We start from the raw sequence: 1,255 nt of genomic DNA, 5'->3' as shown, positions 1-1,255 counted from the left end.
GGTGTGTGGGCGTCACTGGTAGCAGGACCGGACATAGCCGATGTCGACCCGTCCGCTGCTGCGTTGCGCCATGCACGTCGCCGGGTCGGTTCAGCCCCACTGGTGGAGCTGTTCGACCAGCTCAAGGGTGTTGTTGCCGGTCCCGACGCAGTAGGAGCGTGGTGGCGCGGCCTGCGGACGGTGGCCTGGGACGGGACGGCGATCCACGTCGCGGACAGTGCGGCGAACGCCGCCTACTGCGGTCGGGTCGTGGGTACCAACGGGACAGGCGGGTTCCCGCTGATTCGATTGTCCGCTCTGGTCGAGTGCGGGACCAGGGCCCTGATCGATGCTGTCGCTGGACCGTGGAAGCAGCCCGAACAGGAGCAGGCGCGGGTCCTGTGCCGGGCACTGCGGCCGGGGATGCTGCTGATGGCCGATCGGGCTAGCAAGGGCTTCGAGTTGACCCGCACGACGGCCGCGACGGGCGCGCACCTGCTGTGGCGGATCAGTTCGGACCGAGTGCCGCCGGTGCTGTGGCCACTGCCGGACGGCACCTACCTATCCATGGCCACCGCGCCAAACGAGCGGGCTCGCCTGGCGCGCTGGGCTCGTCACCGTCGTGGGGTCCCGCCGCAGGTCGAAGGCGTGACTATACGTGTAATCGAAGCTACCGTTCTTGTCCGCGCCCGAGACGGCCGCATGAAGACCAGCGAACTGAGACTGATCACCACGCTCCTGGACCACGAGCTCTATCCGGCCGGCGAGCTCGCGGTTCTTTATCATCAAAGATGGGAGGTCGAAACTTCCTATTTCGGGCTAAAGGTCACCCTTCGCGGATCGGGACGGGTACTCCGATCCCATAGCGTCGATGGCGTCCGACAGGAGCTCTACGGACTGCTCGTGATCTACCAGGCCGCCCGCCGCATCGCCGCAGACACCGCTATGGATGCGGGTATCGACCCCGATCGGATCTCACTGACCGTCACCCTCCGTACTGCACGCCACACAGTGGTCAACGCAACGGGGGCCCACGCTGATCCCGGCAGACCGCCGACCCCGCAGATCCGCGCAGCGATCCTGCATCCACGCGAACTCGGACCGAAACGCCGTCGCGCCCGCATTCTCCCGCGCCGGGTCAAACGCACCATCTCCAACTACGCATACAGCCCCACCAGGAAGGACCTGCCGATGTTGGACATCAAGATCTCCATCATCCTGAACCCAACAAGCCCGATTTGACAGCTGGTTGACCCGTCAAACTTCCCGGCATTGG

1 protein-coding gene is annotated in these 1,255 nt (G+C 65.6%); it reads left to right on the top strand.

What is annotated here, in order from left to right:
* On the top strand, positions 1-1,221 hold a 1,221-nt coding region (locus ABH925_RS37680), incomplete at its 5' end, for an IS4 family transposase (RefSeq protein WP_370156158.1).
* Positions 1,222-1,255 lie beyond the last annotated feature (34 nt).

The organism is Streptacidiphilus sp. EB129 (assembly GCF_041262645.1).
GTDB lineage: Bacteria > Actinomycetota > Actinomycetes > Streptomycetales > Streptomycetaceae > Streptacidiphilus.
This window is presented reverse-complemented; position numbering and strand designations above follow the sequence as displayed.